This window comes from Barrientosiimonas humi (genome assembly GCF_006716095.1).
GTDB lineage: Bacteria > Actinomycetota > Actinomycetes > Actinomycetales > Dermatophilaceae > Barrientosiimonas > Barrientosiimonas humi.
Window position 1 is genome coordinate 169,425 of record NZ_VFOK01000001.1, and the last position, 14,588, is coordinate 184,012.

The window sequence follows — 14,588 nt, forward strand, 5'->3', positions numbered from 1 at the left end:
TGGGGCGCTCGGGGCAGCGGTCCTCCGCCGGAGCGTGCGCACGCTTGCGCGGAGGACCGCGGTGCCGGCCGGTGGCGCACCACGTGCCCCAGAGTAAAGGGGCCGTGGCACAGGTCAGGGCGGGCGGCGTAAGGCCACCCCGAACCGCCCGCCCTGGCCTGGAGCGCCGACCGCCGCAGTGCTCAGCGCGCCTGCGGCACCCGGATGGTGAAGCTGCCCTGCCCGGGCGCGACCGTGCCCTCCGCGGTGTAGTAGCGCGTGTAGACGTCCAGCCAGGGGGCGCGGGCGCCGTAGGTGCGCCGGTCGTACGCCGGGTTCTGCAGGTCGAGGCTCAGCTTCGCCGCCTGCACGGTCACCTTCTGCCCGCTCGAGCTCGGCAGCCAGTAGCCGTCGTCGAAGTTCGTGCCGACGCGGACCGCGAGCCGGTGGCCGGGCTCGAGCGTCCAGTCCATCGAGCGCAGCGTGAGCGTGGTGCGTCCGTTGCGGGCGAGCACGGAGATCATGTCGTTGACCTGCACGGCGGTGCCGTCGGGTGCGACGTCCCACAGCTCACCGACCACGTTTCCGCTGCCCTTGGTGTTGACCGTGATCTGCGGCGTGCCGGTGAGCCGGACCGCGCGAGCGACCGGCGCGGAGTACGTGGTCAGCGACGAGCCCGGCACCGCCTGCGACAGCTTGCGCGCCGCCGCCCTGCTCGGCTTGGGCGCCCGCAGGTTCTCCATGTCGAACCGGCCCTGCGGCGCCCGCCCGCGCGACCCGTCGTCCGGCCGCGAGCCTGGCCCCTTGCCCGACCCCTTCCCCGACCCCGAGCTCGCACCCGGGTTGAAGCTGCCCGCGTCCCCGGTGTCGGTGTAGCTGCCCTTGGCCAGCGAAACCTGTTGCCGCCCAGTCACGTTCGGCCACGACTCCTCAGCGCGCCACGTCCCGCGATTGTCCTGGACGGCGTACGCCGGGAACGGGTTGGTGGACCGGTCGCCCTTCAGATAGCGGTCGTAGAACGCCATCACCTCGGTGAACCAGCCGGGGCGGCCCATCTTGAGCACGCCGGCGTCGTTGACGTCGTTGCCGCGCACGTGCTCCCACGGTCCGATCCAGCCGCGCTGCGGGCCGGCGTGGTTGTCGAGGTACTGCTGGAAGTCCTCCGGCTTGGTGTTGTCCTCGACGGTCCCCTGCGTGACGAACAGCGGCACCCGTGACCCCTTGGCCTGCGTCGCGAGGTCTCGTGCGCGCCAGTACGCCGACTGCGGGTCCGGGTCCTGGGTATCGGTGAGGTTGTCGCTCAGGCACTGCGGGTTGCGCGTCTCGTAGGTCGCGTTCGCCTTGTAGCGCGAGGAGTCGTCGGCCATCGGCGCGATGGTGGCGATCGAGTTGTACGCCCGCGGCGTGCCCAGGTGGTTGTAGCGGCGGACCCCGTTGTTGAACAGGTAGTTGTACATGTCCCACACCGGCTCCTGCGCGACCACCGCGTCGGGGCCCTGGTCGCCGAGGTTCGCGCCGACGAGGCCGGTCGAGGCGTCGTAGGACTTGCCGTACATCCCGACCTTGCCGGTGGACCACGGCTGGTTGCGGGTCCACGCGATCGCGGCCGCCACGTCGGCCTGCTCGCCGGGCCCGACCCAGTCGAGGCAGCCGGTGCTGCCGCCGAACCCGCGCAGGTCGACGAGCACCACGGTGTAGCCGCGCTTCATCAGCTCGGCGCCGTCGATCAGGTCGTTGAACCGCTCGGACGGTCCGGTGCGCGTGAACCCGTCGTCACCCGTCTGCCCCGCGTGGCTGAAGTAGGGACCGACGGACAGGATGACCGGGGTCTTCGCGTCGGCGGGCAGGTTGGCCGGCCGCAGCACGTCGGCGTGCAGCTCGGCGCCCTTGGACGGGAAGTACTCCTCGGTCCAGGCCGCGCCCTCGGGGACCCGCTCGTTCTCCTCGTGCGTGACGCCCGGAGCGGTCCGGCTCTCGGTGGGGGTGCTCGGGCTCGCCGTGGCGGGCAGGGGGTATGCCCCCGCGGACATGGCGCCGGCCGCGGCCAGGGCCGTGCCGGAGGCGAGCAGTCGTCGGCTGAGCATGCGGATCTCCTCGTGGTGCGCAGGCAGTGCGGGCGGTCGGACGCGGTTCGCGCGTGCGGAGCGAACCGCGCCCGATCTTTGGAAACTAGCCCGGCGTGCGCGCCCGGAGGCGGTTCAGCGGCAACGGGATTCGGGGTCCGGGGTTACCGGTGGGTCGCCCCGCTACTCGACCGGCGCGACGCCGGTGATCCGGTGGATCGGAAGGGTGCGGCGGCTGGCCGAGCCCTCGATGCTGCCGACGACCCGCCCGCCGTTGACGCGCTCGGGGCGGAACAGCGCCCGACGTACGTCCCCGGTCTCGTCGACGTATCCCAGCCACACGGCGGCGTGGTCGGCGGCGGCATCGGCCAGCATCGTGACGGCGACGGTGGCGTCGGTGTGCGGGATCTGCGGCCCCTGCTGGGTCTCGCGGCGCTCGGCCGCCTCGGTCTCGTGCTGGCGCAGCCGGGCGACGAGGTCGGCAGCGACCGTCTCGTCGACCGGATCGACCGTGACCGGGCGGGCGGCGCTGGACCCGCGACCGGTTGCCCGCCGCGCGGTGCGGCCGGCGAGCACGAGCCCGCCGTCGGAGGTCTCCGCGACGGGCGAGTGCGCGCGCAGCAGCTCCATCGCGGTCGCGGCCGGCGCCGGGGAGACCAGCACCGTCGGCGCGATGCGGCGCAGCTGCAGCGGTGCGAGCTCGCGGTCGGCGAGCATGGCGCTGAGCGCCGTCTCGTCCTCGCTGCGCACGTAGCACCCGACCGACCCGACGCGCGCCTGACCGTGCCGCCGGGCGACGTCGGCGACGAGGTACGACAGCGGCTGGGGGAGCGGCGTGCGCGACGCCGCCCCGAGCTGGTCGAGCAGGTCGGCGCCGGCGAGGCCGCTGTCCAGCGCACGCCGGACGCTCCCGGGAGTGAAGCGGAAAACCGTTGCGCCGCCACGAGACTCGACGTCTGCGGCGAGTCGCATGAGACGTCCCAGGTCGTCGGTGAGCGGGCCTGGTGCGATGGCGGTGAGGTCGGCCTGCACGAGCACGTGGTCGACGGGTTCGGGCAGGTGCGCGGCCGCGACCCGGCCCAGGTCGGCCGGGTCCAGGCCGTCGTGCAGCCCGCGGCCGACCGCGCTCAGCGCGCCGCGACCGGTCACCCCCAGCCAGGCGGCCTCCTGCAGCACGGTGGCGACCTGCGTGGGCGCACCGGAGGGCAGCCGCAACGGCCGCATCCACCGCAAGCGTTCCTCGACGTCTGCCAGCCGCGGCGCCGCACCGGCAGGCAGCCCCGCGAGCACCGCCACGACGTCGTGCCGCCGGGTGCGCAGCAACGGCCAGGCCGCCTGCTCGCTGAGCACGTTCACGACCGACCGGCCCTCGAGCCGTTCACCCACGAGCGACGGCGCCCGCACCGTGCTCCACCACGCGACGGCGAGGTCCGCCCACCGGCGACCGGGCTCGCGGGCGCGCCAGTCGTCGTACGCCGGGGTGGGCAGCCATGACGGGTCCAGCTCGCCGTCGGACGCGAGAAGCCCTGCAGCTGCAGCGATCTCGACGACGAATGCTGCTCGGTCGAGTCCCGAGTCGAGCCGGGTCGCGACGGCCTTGTGGTCCTTGACCGACAGCCCGCCCGACCGCAGCACCCGCGGCGGGTCGCCCTCCCAGGCGCGCGCGACCTCCTCGACCTGGTCGAGCAGCTCGAGCGCCTCGGCGCCCGCGGAGGCGTCGATGTCGGCCGTGGTGAGCGTGGTCAGGTCTGCGGAATCCGGTGGCAGCAAAGGGTTCTCGTGCAGCACGCCGCCGCGCAGCGCGATGCCGACCTCGCGCGGCACGACCGCGTCGGCGCCGTCGAGACGAGCCATGAGGCCGGCGGTGACCAGCTCGTCCCGGGCGGCCGTCAGCGCGGCCCCCTCGAACGACGCCCGCGGCACGCCCCAGCGCAGCCGGTCGAGCACCCGCCGGGCGGCGTCGCTCAACCCGCTGACCGCCGCGCCGACGTCGGCGGGTGGGCGCACGCCGAGCTCGGCCGCCACCGGCCCGAGCCCGGCCGGGTGGGTGAGGGTCTCGCCGACCGCGCGGGCGGGGCGCATCCCCTCCGGCGAGCGCCACACCAGGCCGCGACCCCAGAGCTCGTCGAGGGGAGCCGCGAGCGTGGCCTCGTCGGTGCCGAGCAGCGCGGCCGCGGCGGGGCCGGACGCGCCTGCCACGAGCACGGACTCGAGCACGTGCAGCAGCCCGGCATCCAGCTGTTCGAGGGCGCGCCGGGTGCTCGGCACGGTCGCGGCGCGGGCCGCGAGGGCGCTGAGGTTGGCGGGGGCGGGACGCGCGAGGTCGGGCCGCAGCCGGACGAGGCGGGCGAGCTCGGCGTCGTCGCGCGCGCGAACGTCGTCGGCGAAGCTGCGAGCAGGGCTGGGCACCGCAACAGCCTAAGACCGCGCGTGCGGACGACCCGAGCACCGCCGGGCCGATGGGCACGATCCGGCAACGGTTCGTCGACAACCCGGCGCCCCCGGTCAGCCCCGCGCCACGCTGCCCCCGTGGGGGCACGCTCGCAGCTGATGGTCCACCCGGTCTTCACCGGAGCGGTCGCTCTGCTCGCCGTCAACGACCAGCTGCTCAAGACGTACGTCGGTGGCCCGGTCGTCGGCAAGCTCAGCGACGTCGCGGGCGTGGTGCTGCTGGCCTGGTCGCTCGGCGTCGTGACGCGCCGGCCCGCCGCGTCGTCGGTCGTGGTGGCGCTGGCGTTCGCAGCGCTCAAGACGGTCCCCGGCGTGGCCGAGCTGGCGGCGCCGGTGCTCGGTGGCGCGACGCTGCGCGACCCCACCGACCTCGTCGCGCTGCTCGCCCTGGTCCCGTCCACGGCGGTGCTGCGGCGCACCCTGGCGGCGGGCGGTGCGGCACTCCCCGAGCGCCCGCGCAGCCTGCTCGCGATTCCCGCCGTGGTGTTGGCGGTGCTGGCCGTCACTGCGACGAGCTGTGCCCAGGCGCCGCTGCTGACCGACCTGCGCGTCAACGGCAACCAGGTGTGGGTCCAGCAGAACGGCGTGATCGTCGGCGAGCAGACCAGCGCGGCGCCGACGACGGCGCCCGCACCACCGGGTGCGACGTCGTCCGGGACGGCCGGGCTGCTCTCCGCCGCGCCGTCCTCGACCCGTCAGCCGTGGGAGTCGGGTCAGTGGGCGGTCAGCGGCGATGCCGGTGCGACCTGGACCGAGCGCGAGCCGACGGCCGCGCCCGGCGGGGCCCCCGCGACCCGGCAGGCCTGCGCGCCGGACGTCGGCTGCTTCCGCGTGGACGGCGGGCGACTCGTGGAGCACCGGGCGCGCGAGAGCGACCCGTGGCGTACGACCTTCGCGTTCACCTCGGAGCAGGAGCGTCGCCTCGCCCTGCGCAACAACGGCAGGTGCAACGGTGACGCGAACCGCTTCGAGCTCGACCGCGTCGCGATCGCCCGGACGGGTGCCGGTCCGGTCGTTCTGGTCAGCGCGAACAGCGAGGGCCTGCTGCGTCGCGCACCGGACGGCACCTGGAGCCGCGTGGCGGTGATCGACTGCCGCCCCACCAGGTTGTCCGGTCCGTCCTGGGTCAGCAGCCTCGTGTTCCTGCCCATCACCCTGCTGGCCTACAGCCTCGTCCTGGTTGTGCTCGCGGGCGTCCGGCGTCGCTGGTCGTGGAGTACGGCTGCGGGGGTCGCCGCCTTGGGCGGCATCGGCGTCCTGGCCTTCACCTTCGTGCTGGCGATCATGAGCATCGATTACTTGGCGCAGGGCGTCACCTCCCTGGTGCTCTCGGTGGGCGTGTTCGTCGCCAGCCTCGTCGTCGGCCGGTCCGGCGAGCCGGACGTGCCCCCGTCGCCCCGGCCGCCACCCGGCCCCCTGCCACCCGGCCCGCCGCCACCCGGCCCGCCCCCACCTGGTGTGCCGTCATCCGGTGCGCAGCCCCCGCAGCGCTCCTAGGGTGGGCTCACCGACCCCTCGCCGTGGAGGACGCCATGCCTGATGCACCTGTCCCGACCCCGTCGTACACGTCCGGCATCTCCGACGTGCCGCTGCTGGGCGACACGATCCCGGGCAACCTGGCGCGCACCGTGGCCCAGCACGGCGACCGCGACGCGATGGTCGACCGCACCAGCGGCCGGCGATGGAGCTATGCCGAGCTCGCGGCCGACGTCGACGCCGTCGCGAAGGGGTTGCTCGCGCTCGGGATCGCCAAGGGCGACCGCGTCGGCATCTGGGCGCCGAACTGCCCCGAGTGGACGCTCCTGCAGTACGCCACCGCCCGCGTCGGCGCCGTGCTCGTCAACGTCAACCCGGCCTACCGCGCCCACGAGCTGCAGTACGTCGTCCGCCAGTCGGGCATGCGCACTCTCGTCAGCGCGGTGCGGCACCGGTCGAGCGAGTACGCCGCGATGGTGGAGGAGGTGCGCGGCGAGACGCCCGAGCTGCGCGAGGTCTACTACGTGTCGGTGGGGGAGGCGCCGCGCACCGGCGACGACTCCTGGCAGGCGATGGTCGACGGTGGGCGTGACGTCAGCGACGCCGACCTCGACGCCCGCACGGCCGAGCTGGCACCGGACGACCCGATCAACATCCAGTACACCTCGGGCACCACGGGCTTCCCCAAGGGCGCGACGCTGTCGCACCACAACATCCTCAACAACGGCTTCTTCGTGGGCGAGCTCATCGGCTACACCGAGGCCGACCGGGTGTGCATCCCGGTGCCCTTCTATCACTGCTTCGGCATGGTCATGGGCAACCTCGCGTGCACCAGCCACGGCTCCTGCATGGTGATCCCGGCGCCCGCCTTCGACCCCGCGGCAACGCTGGAAACCGTTGCGGCAGAACGCTGCACGTCGCTCTACGGCGTCCCCACGATGTTCATCGCCGAGCTCGGCCTCGACGACTTCTCGAGCTACGACCTGTCCACGCTGCGCACCGGGATCATGGCCGGCTCGCCCTGCCCGGTCGAGGTGATGAAACGGGTGGTCGCCGAGATGAACATGGGCGAGGTGGCGATCTGCTACGGCATGACCGAGACCTCCCCGGTGTCGACCATGACGCGCGTCGACGACGACCTGCGCCGGCGCACCGAGACGGTCGGGCGGGTCATGCCGCACCTCGAGGTCGAGGTCGTCGACCCGGCCACCGGCCTGCCCGTCGGGCGCGGCGAGACGGGCGAGCTGTGCACCCGCGGCTACTCGGTGATGCTGGGCTACTGGGAGCAGGACGACAAGACGGCCGAGGCCATCGACCGGGCGCGCTGGATGCACACCGGCGACCTCGCCGAGATGGACGAGGACGGCTACCTCGCGATCGTCGGCCGCATCAAGGACCTGGTCATCCGCGGCGGCGAGAACGTCTACCCCCGCGAGATCGAGGAGTTCCTCTACACCCACCCGGCCATCGCGGACGTGCAGGTCATCGGGGTCCCCGACGAGAAGTACGGCGAGGAGCTCATGGCCTGGATCATCATGCGCCCGGGCGAGCAGCCGCTCGACGCCGCCGCCGTCAAGGAGTTCGCGACCGGCAAGCTCGCGCACTACAAGATCCCGAAGTACGTTCACGTCACCGACGAGTTCCCGATGACCGTCACCGGCAAGGTGCGCAAGGTCGAGATGCGCGAGCGCGCCGGCGACATCCTGGCGGGCCGGTGAGCGCCGTCGCCCCCAGCGGGGAGCAGTGGAGCATCCACCACGGCGACCAGCGGCTCACCGTCGTCCAGGTGGGCGGTGGCATCCGCGAGTACGCCGTCGGCGACCGCCCCGTCGTCTCCGGTTATCCCGTGTCGGCCAAGGCCGACGCCGGGCGCGGCCAGCTGCTCGTGCCGTGGCCCAACCGCGTCCGCGACGGGAAGTACGCCTTCGCCGGGCGCGACCAGCAGCTCGCCCTCACCGAGCCGGCCCGGGCGAACGCCTCGCACGGGCTCGTCCGCTGGGCGCTGTGGGACCTCGAGGTGCACGAGGCGTCGGTGCTCGTGGTGGCGTACTCCCTTATGCCGCAACAGGGTTGGGACTATCCGCTGCAGCTGCGGGTGCGCTACGAGCTCGGCGACGACGGCCTCACGGTCACGCCCGAGGCGACCAACGTCGGAGACGGCCGCGCGCCGTTCGGCTTCGGCGCCCACCCCTATCTCACGGTGGGGGAGGCGAGGGTCGACGAGGTGACGCTCACCGTCCCGGCGAGCACGGTGCTCGACGTGGACGACCGGCTGATCCCGACCGGCAGCTCGCCGGTGGCGGGCGACCTCGACCTGCGCTCGCCGCGCGAGCTCGGCGCCACCGTGCTCGACCACGCGTTCACCGACCTGACGCCGGGCGACCACGGCCGGTGGGAGGTCGTGCTTGCGAGGGGCGAGCGTCGCGCGACCGTGTGGGCCGACGCCGAGGCCTACCCGTTCGTGCAGGTCTTCACCGGCGACACGCTGCCGGAGGACAAGCAGCGCACCACCGGCGTGGCCGTCGAGCCGATGACCTGCCCCGCCAACGCCCTTGCCACCGGCGACCACCTGGTCGTGCTGGAACCTGACCAGACCTGGTCGGCCCCCTGGGGCATCCGCCCGTCCCCGCTGACCGACTGACGCAAAGCGGGTCGAGTAGCGCGAGGAACGAGCGCGTATCGAGACCCGGCGCAGGGGGTCTCGATACGGCCTCCGCTGCGCTCCGGCCTACTCGACCACCATGGGCGGCGTGACGCCCAGCGCCTGCTCGATCTGCGCCAGCTCGGGGTCGCGCAGGCCGGCGGCGTCGTGGCGCCACCACACCTCGCGATAGACGACGCGGCCGGTCATCCACTCCTCGTAGCCCTCGCCGAGCACGACCTGGCAGGCCGGGGCGGGCGTACGGTCGCTCGCGGGTCTCACCCCGTGCGCGCTGCCCGGTGCGAAGCCGCGGGGGCCGTAGTACGCCGGCGAACCCTCAAGCACGAGAAGGGGACTCATCGTTCGGGCGCGTTCGACCGCGGCGCCCAGCAGGGCCGTGCCGATGCCTGTGGACTGCAGGTCGGGCAGCACCGACAGTGGGCTGAGCACGGTGATGTCGACCAGCGCGCGGCGCGCGTCGAGCCAGCCGTGGCTCAGCCCGACGTGGCCCACCACCCGGTCGTCGACGACGGCCACCAGGCCGGCGTGCGGGACGGCGCCGGCCGCGATCTCGCGCCAGATCGCCGCCACCTGCTCGCCCTCGCCGGCGAAGGCGGCACGGATGACGTCGAGCACGGCGTCGAGGTCGGCCGGCTGCTCGGGTCGGATCTGCGGTCGCGCGGTCTCGGTCATCCGGCGATCACTCGCTCCACGGCCAGGGACAGGGTCGGCTCGACACTATCGACGCGCAGCGGGCCGTCGGGGGTCATGACCTGCAGGCAGATGCCGTCCACGACCGCCAGCAGCAGGCGCAGGGCGTCCTCGACGGGCACCGCGAGCACCCCCTCCTCGTCGAGAGTGGTCAGCCACCCGCGCACGCTCCCGCTGAGGCGGGTGGTGAGCCAGGTGAGCGCGGCGCGCCCGCCCTCGGTGCGCTGCGGTCCGAGCGCGGTGACGTAGAGCCCGAACCACTGGTCCAGCGCCTGCTCGTTCGACATGCCGGCGAGGTGGCCCTCCTGCCCGCCCGGCAGGAACTGCATCAGGCACTCGGTGAGCCGTCGCTGCGGTCGCACGCGCCGGTCGCCGATGCGCTTGTCGGACACCAGCAGGTCCAGGGCCGGCTCGAGGACGGCGTCGTAGAGCGCGGCCTGGGTGGGGAAGTAGTGCCGCAGGGTGCTGGCGCCGATGCCCGCGCGGGCGGCCACCGCACGCACGCTGACCGAGTCGATGCCGCCCTCGACGGCCAGCTGCGCGGCAGCCTTGATGATCTGCTGCCGTCGGTCCGTTCCTGCCATCTTTCCGCCTTTGGTACGCCGTACTAGTACGCCGTGCTAGTTTGCTCCCACCAGGGACTAGCACACCGTACTAGCCCACCAGGTCACAGACAGGGAGCATCCGATGATCGACACCGTTCGCGAGTTCACCGAGGGGCTCCCGCCGCTGCTGCAGTGGCTGGGGGTCGCCCTGGGCGGCGCCATCCCGTTCGTCGAGAGCTACTTCGGGTCGGCCATCGGTGTCGTGGCCGGGCTCAACCCGGTGGTGGCTGTAGCGGCCGCCGTCGCCGGCAACGTCGTCTCGATGCTGGCGTTCGTGCTCACCGCGGACCGGATCCGGCAGCGCCGCGGCGTGCAGGACCCCGCCACGATGACGCCGAAGAGGCAGCGCGTCATGCGCATGCTCGACCGGTTCGGCGTGCCGGGGGTGAGCCTGCTGGGGCAGACGCTCCTCCCGAGCCAGATCTCCTCGGCCGCGCTGGTCGCGGCGGGCGCGCGCACCCGGTCGGTGATCGGCTGGCAGGTCGTCTCGATCATCCTCTGGGGCGTCGGGTTCGCGCTGCTCGCCCGAGCCGGCGTCAACCTGGTGGGAGCGTGAGACCCACTGCGGCTGCAGGGTTCTCGCGGGCCATGCGTCGCACCGTGTCCGGCTCGACGCCAGCTGCCAGCGCGTGCTCGACCGCCCCGCGCATGGTGAGCGTCGACCCGGCCAGCGAGCCGCCCTCGCTCAGCCGCGCCGCGCCGGCGGCGACGGTCACCGCCTGGCCGCCGAGGGCGTACGCACCGTCGGGGAGGCCCGCCGCGCTCATCGCGTCGGTCACCAGCACGGCGCGGTCGGGGCGCAGCCGGGCGACGAGGCGCAGGGTGGCGTCGTGCAGGTGCTCCCCGTCGGCGATCAGCTCGCACCAGACGCCGTGGTCGAGCGCCGCGCCCACCGGCCCGGGGTCGCGGTGGTGCAGCGGGCGCATGCCGTTGAACAGGTGGGTCGCGACGGTCGCACCGCGCGAAAAGGCCTGGGAACACTGGTCGTACGTCGCGTCGGTGTGGCCGACGGCGACGACGACGCCCCGGTCCACCGCGGCCGCGACCACGTCCAGCGCCCCCGGCAGCTCGGGCGCGAGGGTGATCATCCGCACGTGCCCCCGGCCGGCGTCGACCCAGCGGTGCAGCGCTGCCACCGACGGCGGCTGCAGGAAAGCCGGGTTCTGCGCCCCGCAGCGCGGCTCGGACAGGAACGGCCCCTCCAGGTGGATGCCCCCGACCACCGTGTCCCCCGCCTCGACGACCTGGGCCAGCACCTCGATCTGACGCACCAGGTCGTCCTCGGGCGCGGTGACCAGCGAGGCCAGCATCCGGCCCGTGCCGTGCGCGGCGTGGAACGCGGCGGCCGCCCGGATCTGCTCGGGGTCGGCCGAGGCGAAGTCGCCCCCGGCCCCACCGTGGCAGTGAATGTCGACCAGGCCCGCGGGCGCCGGCTCGGGCAGGGGGTCAGGCATGACGGCGAGTCTGCCCGACGTGCGGGCGTGGGGCAGGATTGACCGGGTGAATCCTTCGATGGCGCTGGCGACCGTGCTCGTCGACGAGCTCGTGCGGCACGGGGTGCGCGACCTCGTGCTCTGCCCCGGGTCGCGCTCGGCACCCCTGGCGTACGCCGCCTACGAGGCCGACCGCGCGGGCCGGCTGCGGCTGCACGTGCGGGTCGACGAGCGAGCCGCGGGCTTCCTCGCCCTCGGCCTGGCCAAGGTGACCCGCGTGCCCGTCCCGGTCGTCACCACCAGCGGGACCGCCGCCGCCAACCTGCACCCCGCCGTGCTCGAGAGCGCGCAGGCCTCGGTGCCGATGATCGTCATCACCGCCGACCGGCCCTCCGAGCTGCGCGGCACCGGCGCCAACCAGACCACCGACCAGGTGAAGCTCTACGGGGCGGCGTGCCGGTGGTACCACGAGACCGCCACCCCCGAGGTGCGCCCCGGGCAGAACACCACCTGGCGCAGCGTCGTCGGCCGCGCCATCGCCGAGAGCCGCGGGCTGCCGAGCGGAGACGCCGGGCCGGTCCACCTCAACGTGCCGCTGCGCGACCCGCTCGTGCCGACCGAGGACGACGCCGAGTGGCCCGAGCCGCTCGACGGCCGCGAGCGCGGCGCACCCTGGCTCGAGCTGCGCGCGCCCGACAGCCACCCCGGCGTCTCGACCGGGCCGGGCATCGCGCCCGTGCCGCGCACCCTCGTGCTCCTGGGCGACCTGCCCTCGCCCGACCTCGCCGCCGAGCTGGCCGAGCTCGCCGACGCCGCCGGCTGGCCGCTGGTGGCCGAGCCGTTCGGGCGATACCACCGCGGCCGGGTGACGCCGCACGGGCCGCTGATCCTCGGGGCGAGCGACTGGCTGGCCGACAACCTCCCCGAGCGGGTGATCGTCGGCGGCCGGGTCACGCTCGCGCGCGACGTGCAGCGCCTGCTCGGCAACCCCGCGGTGAGCGTCGAGATCGTCACGCCGCTGACCACCTGGGCCGACGCGGGCCATGTCGTACGCCGGGTGCACGACTGGTCAGACATCGCCCGCAGCCACGAGGCCGTGTCCAACTGCGTCGACCGCGCCTGGGCCTCGCGCTGGCGCAAGGCCGGTGCGGCCCTTGCCGGAGCGGTCGACCCGGTGATCCGGGACTCGTGGCCGAGCGGGCCCGCGATCGCGGCGACCGTCGCCTACAACGCGCCGGCCGGGTCGGCGATCTACGTCGGGTCGTCCAACACCGCGCGCGACCTCGACATCGGCCGCAACCCGGCTCGGATCGCGAAGAACGTTCTGGCCGTAGGGAATCGGGGCCTCGCCGGCATCGATGGTGTGGTGAGCTCCGCGATCGGGCTGGCGCTGTCGACACCGTCCGCGCAGACGTACGCGCTCGTGGGGGACCTGACCTTCCTGCACGACTCCAACGCGCTGCTGATCGGGCCCGGCGAGCCGCGGCCGAACCTGACGGTGGTCGTGATCAACGACGACGGCGGCGGCATCTTCGGCACGCTCGAGCCGGGGCGTCCCGACCTGGGGGAGCCGTTCGAGCGGGTCTTCGGCACGCCCACCGGCACCCGCATCGCCGACCTGTGCGTCGCGCACGACATCGAGCACGAGCTGGTCACCGAGCCCGACCACCTCGCCGACCGGATCCGCAAGCCTCGCAAGGGGATTCAGGTCGTCGAGGTGGCGCTGCCCCGCGTCGGTCAGCGTGCGCTGCGCGAGCGGCTGCGCGAGGTCGCGGCGCAGGCCGTCGCCTCCGCGGGCTGAGCCGGCCGCGCGGCTCGGCCCGCGCTCGGCTGGGCCGGGTGGGGGCGAGGCTGAGCCGGCCGCGCGGCCGAGCGGTGTTATGGGGGAGAGCCAGCCCCGTGCGTACGCCCTCGTCGGGTCAGAAGCCCGTCGCGGCGTCCGGCGCGAACGGCATCGCCAGCGCCGCGTCGAGCCGGGCCACCGCGCCCTGGCGGTGCTCCTGCAGCGTGCCGGCCTGCAGCAGCCGCAGCAGGCTGCCGTCGCCGAGGTAGGCGCCGGCCAGCTGCTGGGTCGTGATCGTGACGTCGGGGACGGCGTCGACCCGCTCCACGCGGCCGCTGCCCGCCTCGTCGGCGACCAGGCGCCAGCGACCGCCCTGGTCGGGCAGGAAGTCGTCGGTGACCTCGAGCACCAGGTCGGCCGCGCCGGAGTAGCCGCGCGCGGCCATCGCCGTCGGCAGGTCGACCAGCCGCAGCCACAGGCTGTCCAGCGCCCCGTCGACGACGCCGCGCGTGGGGCCCACCCAGCGCTGGAGCAGGTCGTCGCGCGAGCACCCGGAGATCTCGACCTTGGCCATCAGGTCCAGCTCGACCAGGCGGCGCGCGAGGGCCAGCCGGGCGGCCGGGGTGCCGACGACGTGCATGACCTTCACCGTGCCCTGCGGCTGACCGTTCTCCCACTTCGGCTCGCGGCGGAACCAGGCGGACCCGACGTCCTCGCCGTCGAGCGTGGCGAGCAGGACGCGCTGCGGCTCCTTGTTGCGCAAGGTGTCCGGGTGCTCGTGGGCGTACGCGGCGTAGAGGTCCTCCGGCAGCGTGACGACGCCGTGCCCCACGGCCGCGCCGGCGAGCGTGGCGGCGCGCACCCGCCCCACGACACCCTCGGCGGCGGCGTCGACCAGCTCGGTGCGCACGCGCCCGGCCTCCTCGTCGAGCCCCGGCGCCACGAGCGTCGTGCCGCGCCCCAGGGTCACCTTGCACTCGCGCGAGGCCAGGCCGTAGCCGAACCGGCCGTAGATCACCGGCTCGCTCGCGTGCAGCGCCGAGATGCCGGTCCAGTCGGTGTCGGCGACGCGGGCGAAGTGGTCGCGGATCATGCTGGTCAGCACGCCCTTGCGGCGCTGGTCGGGATGCACGCCCACCCACGTCAGGCCGCCGACCGACACCTGCCGGACGGTGTGCCGGGGCCCGGGGATGCTGAGGGTGAGGGGGAAGACTCCGTAGACACCGGCGTACAGCGGGGCGGCGGGTGCCTCGTCGTCCGTCGCGGCGAAGCGCTGGTCGGGGGTCAGGCCCCGCAGCACCACGTCGGTCGGGTCCGGGCCGCGCCCGTCCGACCAGACCACCAGGTCGGTGTCGAGGAACTTCTCCGGGTCGTCGGCCACACCCACGCGAATCGCCATGCGTGGCAGTCAAGCAGGGCCGGACGCCGGCGAGAACCGAGTTTCCG

Annotated in this window: 11 protein-coding genes; 5 read left to right on the top strand and 6 right to left on the bottom strand. The window is 74.1% G+C overall.

Annotated features, from left to right (window positions below; all coding sequences use genetic code 11):
- Positions 1 to 182 precede the first annotated feature (182 nt).
- Complete coding sequence (locus FB554_RS00805; RefSeq protein WP_142004200.1) at positions 183 to 2,063, bottom strand: CocE/NonD family hydrolase; 1,881 nt, start codon at positions 2,061 to 2,063, stop codon at positions 183 to 185.
- 162 nt (positions 2,064 to 2,225) lie between these two features.
- A complete protein-coding gene (locus FB554_RS00810; protein WP_142004201.1) occupies positions 2,226 to 4,451 on the bottom strand; it encodes a helicase-associated domain-containing protein in 2,226 nt (741 codons plus the stop codon).
- Between the two features lie 120 nt (positions 4,452 to 4,571).
- Here FB554_RS00810 and FB554_RS00815 point away from each other — a divergent pair, with 120 nt between their 5' ends.
- The 3 genes from FB554_RS00815 to FB554_RS00825 are packed head-to-tail and all read left to right on the top strand — an operon-like array spanning position 4,572 to position 8,610.
- Positions 4,572 to 5,990, top strand: coding sequence for a hypothetical protein (locus tag FB554_RS00815; RefSeq protein WP_142004202.1), 1,419 nt, complete (start codon positions 4,572 to 4,574; stop codon positions 5,988 to 5,990).
- Positions 5,991 to 6,025: 35 nt separating this feature from the next.
- Positions 6,026 to 7,687 (top strand): AMP-binding protein, encoded by a 1,662-nt coding sequence (locus FB554_RS00820; protein ID WP_142004203.1) that lies wholly within the window; start codon positions 6,026 to 6,028, stop codon positions 7,685 to 7,687.
- On the top strand, positions 7,684 to 8,610 hold the full coding sequence (locus tag FB554_RS00825; protein ID WP_142004204.1) for an aldose 1-epimerase family protein: 927 nt from the start codon (positions 7,684 to 7,686) through the stop codon (positions 8,608 to 8,610). Before FB554_RS00820 ends, FB554_RS00825 begins: the two co-directional genes overlap by 4 nt.
- An 87-nt stretch (positions 8,611 to 8,697) precedes the next feature.
- Here FB554_RS00825 and FB554_RS00830 read toward each other — a convergent pair whose 3' ends face one another.
- Positions 8,698 to 9,303, bottom strand: a complete 606-nt coding sequence (locus FB554_RS00830) for a GNAT family N-acetyltransferase (RefSeq protein WP_142004205.1) — start codon at positions 9,301 to 9,303, stop codon at positions 8,698 to 8,700.
- Positions 9,300 to 9,905: a TetR/AcrR family transcriptional regulator gene (locus FB554_RS00835; protein ID WP_142004206.1), complete on the bottom strand. Its 606-nt coding sequence runs from the start codon at positions 9,903 to 9,905 to the stop codon at positions 9,300 to 9,302. Before FB554_RS00835 ends, FB554_RS00830 begins: the two co-directional genes overlap by 4 nt.
- Before the next feature lie 103 nt (positions 9,906 to 10,008).
- Between FB554_RS00835 and FB554_RS00840 the strand changes: the two genes are divergently transcribed.
- A complete protein-coding gene (locus FB554_RS00840; protein ID WP_142004207.1) occupies positions 10,009 to 10,482 on the top strand; it encodes a hypothetical protein in 474 nt (157 codons plus the stop codon).
- Here FB554_RS00840 and nagA read toward each other — a convergent pair.
- On the bottom strand, positions 10,463 to 11,380 hold the full coding sequence (gene nagA / locus FB554_RS00845; RefSeq protein WP_142004208.1) for an N-acetylglucosamine-6-phosphate deacetylase: 918 nt from the start codon (positions 11,378 to 11,380) through the stop codon (positions 10,463 to 10,465). The genes FB554_RS00840 and nagA overlap by 20 nt on opposite strands.
- On the opposite strand from nagA, the gene menD reads away from it, so the two are divergent.
- Positions 11,379 to 13,160: a 2-succinyl-5-enolpyruvyl-6-hydroxy-3-cyclohexene-1-carboxylic-acid synthase gene (menD, locus tag FB554_RS00850; protein WP_236022204.1), complete on the top strand. Its 1,782-nt coding sequence runs from the start codon at positions 11,379 to 11,381 to the stop codon at positions 13,158 to 13,160. The genes nagA and menD overlap by 2 nt on opposite strands.
- A gap of 118 nt (positions 13,161 to 13,278) precedes the next feature.
- On the opposite strand, the gene FB554_RS00855 is transcribed toward menD, so the two are convergent.
- Positions 13,279 to 14,541 (bottom strand): GNAT family N-acetyltransferase, encoded by a 1,263-nt coding sequence (locus FB554_RS00855; RefSeq protein WP_142004209.1) that lies wholly within the window; start codon positions 14,539 to 14,541, stop codon positions 13,279 to 13,281.
- Positions 14,542 to 14,588 lie beyond the last annotated feature (47 nt).

What these genes read in the sequence shown, in the direction of transcription:
- FB554_RS00830 (WP_142004205.1), bottom strand. Translation starts at nt 9,303, where the DNA reads ATGACCGAGACCGCGCGACCGCAGATCCGACCCGAGCAGCCGGCCGAC.
- FB554_RS00855 (WP_142004209.1), bottom strand. Translation starts at nt 14,541, where the DNA reads ATGGCGATTCGCGTGGGTGTGGCCGACGACCCGGAGAAGTTCCTCGAC.
- FB554_RS00820 (WP_142004203.1), top strand. Translation starts at nt 6,026, where the DNA reads ATGCCTGATGCACCTGTCCCGACCCCGTCGTACACGTCCGGCATCTCC.
- FB554_RS00835 (WP_142004206.1), bottom strand. Translation starts at nt 9,905, where the DNA reads ATGGCAGGAACGGACCGACGGCAGCAGATCATCAAGGCTGCCGCGCAG.
- FB554_RS00805 (WP_142004200.1), bottom strand. Translation starts at nt 2,063, where the DNA reads ATGCTCAGCCGACGACTGCTCGCCTCCGGCACGGCCCTGGCCGCGGCC.
- nagA (WP_142004208.1), bottom strand. Translation starts at nt 11,380, where the DNA reads ATGCCTGACCCCCTGCCCGAGCCGGCGCCCGCGGGCCTGGTCGACATT.
- menD (WP_236022204.1), top strand. Translation starts at nt 11,379, where the DNA reads ATGACGGCGAGTCTGCCCGACGTGCGGGCGTGGGGCAGGATTGACCGG.
- FB554_RS00840 (WP_142004207.1), top strand. Translation starts at nt 10,009, where the DNA reads ATGATCGACACCGTTCGCGAGTTCACCGAGGGGCTCCCGCCGCTGCTG.